This is a genomic window from Gilliamella sp. Nev3-1, from assembly GCF_001690435.1.
Taxonomy (GTDB): Bacteria; Pseudomonadota; Gammaproteobacteria; order Enterobacterales; family Orbaceae; genus Gilliamella; species Gilliamella apicola_C.
On sequence record NZ_LZHN01000056.1, the window covers coordinates 1 to 3096 of the forward strand.

Consider the following 3096-nt stretch of genomic DNA (forward strand, 5'->3'; position numbering starts at 1 on the left):
CAGTTACTATTGCTATGAGTTGTGCCATTGTTGGTTTAAGCCGTTGTGCTTACTATTATCAAGCTAAGTTACAGGATGATTCGGTGATTGTTTCGGTGTTGAATGCTATCACAGACCGGCATTTACGCTGGGGCTTTCCTAAATGTTTTAATCGTATCAGAAAGCTCGGCTATCAATGGAATCATAAACGGGTATATCGGGTGTATTGTGAATTAAAGCTTAATCTCAGGGTAAAGCGTAAAAAACGCATTCCTCCACGATGCCCGGAAAGGTTATTAGCCCCCAATAAACAAGGTGAATGTTGGTCAATGGATTTTATGAGTGACAGTAGTCGTAATCAACGTCGCTTTAGGACATTCAATGTCATCGATGACTTTAATCGTGAGGCATTAGGTATTGATATTGGTGTGAGTTTACCCGCAGGTAGAGTGACTCGTTATTTGGATAAATTGGCGGAGTATCATGGTTATCCGTTAAAAATACGCGTCGATAATGGACCAGAATTTACAGGAAAAACCTTTATAAACTGGGCTAAATCACATGATATAGCCATTGATTATATCCAGCCCGGTAGCCCTTATGAAAATGGTTATATTGAACGATTTAATCGTACCTATCGTACTGAAGTACTCGATTTATATCTTTTTAACAACTTAGCACAAGCAAGGAGAATAACCGAAGAATGGTTAACGATTTATAACACCGAAAGACCGCATGAGGCATTAAATAACATGACACCGCTCGAATATAAAACATTAAAACAGGCAGCTTAATTTTCTACGTGAGTTGTGTACTAAGTTTGGGGTATTTACACGTTTATTATCTGCCCATAGGCATTATACTGGCATTCGTAGAGGGTGTCACCTAAGCTACCGGTAAGGGCAATGGGTGTGCCAAGGTGGTCGTTTTGATACCAGTAGAGTTTGATGTTATCTTGCTGCGCATTGCCGTGCACAAGGGCTAATGGACGGTAAGAATCTGGCTCGTAAAGCTAGCTTTGCCAGTGTTTATCGTTATTGGTCTCGGCAATAAGTTTATTAGACTGTGGCCTTTTCCACGTTTTTCCACAATCAGGTTGCCAAAGCAATCATGCTCAAAGTATATGCCACCAAAAAACATTTGGGTTTATCATAATATTAACGCTAATAACATCATAGCAAATGGTTAGTTGACACAATAATAATTTAAATCTAACAAAGTAAGCTAAGTATTAAGCTTACCTTGCCGATTTGATATGTTAAATTGAATCTAAATTGGAACTTATTCTACAGGCTCTAATGAGACTGCCATTTCTAAAGCTGTTTTAGAGCGATTTATTTTACCATCAAAATCTGGTTGTAATTTCATTTCATCTAATGCATAAACGATACTTGCACTATATCCTATTTTAAAGAGCTTTGAATCTTCTTTTTTGTTGGTATAAATACCAACAGATTGAATTGTCCCATCTTCAAGTAATAAATCAACTGTATTATTAAAATTTGAGGGATCTTGCCCTGCTACATAAGCTTTTTTTATTATTCCTGAAATAAATAATAAAGGTATCCTCCCCTGCTCAATACTATTCCACCACTCTTTTGATCCAAAAAGACCATTGGTACCTTTGAGACCCATTGTAGGTTTTGATTTGTCTAACGTTAATGCTTGTGTTAAAGCGACTCTTTCTGGATTATTTTTTAATTCCTTTGATAATAAAAAGACCATTTTCATTGGAACTTTAGAAGTTTCTAATTTTAATAGCATATTTTTACCTTTATTTTACTTTTTCAAAATGAACAATATTTTCATTAAAAATCTCTATACCTCTACCTTGTCCAAGTTGAGTTGTCATTTGCCCACCTTCAACTTTAAAACGAGTATTGGTTTTCATCCATTTCCCAGTTTTAATCGACATATTAGGAAATACTTTTGCCGCTGCAGAATTTGCTGCAATACCTATTTCTTCTAACTTAGCAAATGTTCCTTGTTTAACCACGATTTTTACGGTTACTCCATTATATTTTGATGAATATCCTAAAACTGGAGAGATGGAAGTTTCGGTTGTTGGAGGCATTATGCCTGTTCTCTCAAACTGCTTAAATTGCTCTTGTGACATAGTTCTATAAACAATTTCATTACCATATGCATCATACTGCTGAACAGGACTTAATGGATCCTTAGCGGTAGTGGTTGGAATACCTATCTTTTCTTTTCCTGCAACCCCTTCAAATCCACTATTTTCAACCTTAATCAACCCTAACGGATCTATCCAATTTATCGGATCACCATTGACATATTGATAACTATTTAAGCCACCCAGTATACCTAGTGGGTCTTGGGTGATATATCTGCCGGTAAATGGGTCGTAATAGCGGTTTAGGTTGTAATGAAGTCCTGTTTCCTCATCATAATATTGCCCTTGGAATCTTAACGGGTTATCGGGCAGGGCTTGGGTATCGTCCTGATGGTAGGTTTCGTTTGTAACTATCCCCTAAAATAGTACAGCCAAAAAGTAGGAAATTCTCTATGATAAAAGTAAAAGAGGATTCAATGATGAAAAAAATGACTGAACATCAAATCGTCGCTATTTTAAAAGAAGCTGAAGCGGGTATTCCTGTCAAGGAGCTCTGTCGTAAATAGGGCATGGGTAATTCAACTTTCTATAAATGGCGTGATAAATACGGTGGTATGGAAATTTCAGACATCAAACGTTTAAAGGAGCTGGAGGCGGAAAACCGTAAACTTAAACAGATGTTTGCTGAGCTCAGTTTAAAATCTCAGCTTCAGGAAGATATCATAAAAAAGCTTTAGTGCCAACAGGGGCACGTAAAACGTGGGCACAGCAACTACAACAAAATCATTCAGTTACTATTGCTATGAGTTGTGCCATTGTTGGTTTAAGCCGTTGTGCTTACTATTATCAAGCTAAGTTACAGGATGATTCGGTGATTGTTTCGGTGTTGAATGCTATCACAGACCGGCATTTACGCTGGGGCTTTCCTAAATGTTTTAATCGTATCAGAAAGCTCGGCTATCAATGGAATCATAAACGGGTATATCGGGTGTATTGTGAATTAAAGCTTAATCTCAGGGTAAAGCGTAAAAAACGCATTCCTC

Annotated in this window: 6 protein-coding genes and 1 pseudogene; 3 read left to right on the plus strand and 4 right to left on the minus strand. The window is 37.1% G+C overall.

Annotation, left to right across the window (positions count from 1 at the left end; translation table 11 throughout):
• On the plus strand, positions 1-773 hold a 773-nt coding region (locus tag A9G40_RS08025; RefSeq protein ID WP_081302199.1), incomplete at its 5' end, for an IS3 family transposase.
• A gap of 35 nt (positions 774-808) precedes the next feature.
• Here the strand turns inward: A9G40_RS08025 and A9G40_RS14320 are convergent.
• From A9G40_RS14320 to A9G40_RS15495, 4 genes and pseudogenes are all read right to left on the minus strand, one after another.
• A complete protein-coding gene (locus tag A9G40_RS14320) occupies positions 809-955 on the minus strand; it encodes an RHS domain-containing protein (protein WP_081302200.1) in 147 nt (48 codons plus the stop codon).
• Positions 956-1260: 305 nt separating this feature from the next.
• Positions 1261-1743, minus strand: a complete 483-nt coding sequence (locus tag A9G40_RS08030; protein ID WP_065582621.1) for a hypothetical protein — start codon at positions 1741-1743, stop codon at positions 1261-1263.
• Between the two features lie 10 nt (positions 1744-1753).
• Entirely contained in the window at positions 1754-2233 is a 480-nt protein-coding gene (locus tag A9G40_RS08035) for a hypothetical protein (protein WP_065582622.1), read from the minus strand.
• Positions 2231-2419 (minus strand): annotated as a pseudogene (locus tag A9G40_RS15495) (RHS repeat-associated core domain-containing protein); the annotation flags it as partial. The gene A9G40_RS08035 and the pseudogene A9G40_RS15495, both read right to left, overlap by 3 nt.
• A 203-nt stretch (positions 2420-2622) precedes the next feature.
• Between A9G40_RS15495 and A9G40_RS14720 the strand changes: the two are divergent.
• The gene (locus tag A9G40_RS14720) at positions 2623-2790 is read left to right on the plus strand and encodes a transposase (protein ID WP_081302208.1); all 168 of its coding nucleotides are present in this window, start codon (positions 2623-2625) and stop codon (positions 2788-2790) included.
• On the plus strand, positions 2790-3096 hold a 307-nt coding region (locus A9G40_RS08045), incomplete at its 3' end, for an IS3 family transposase (RefSeq protein ID WP_141675228.1). The genes A9G40_RS14720 and A9G40_RS08045, both read left to right, overlap by 1 nt.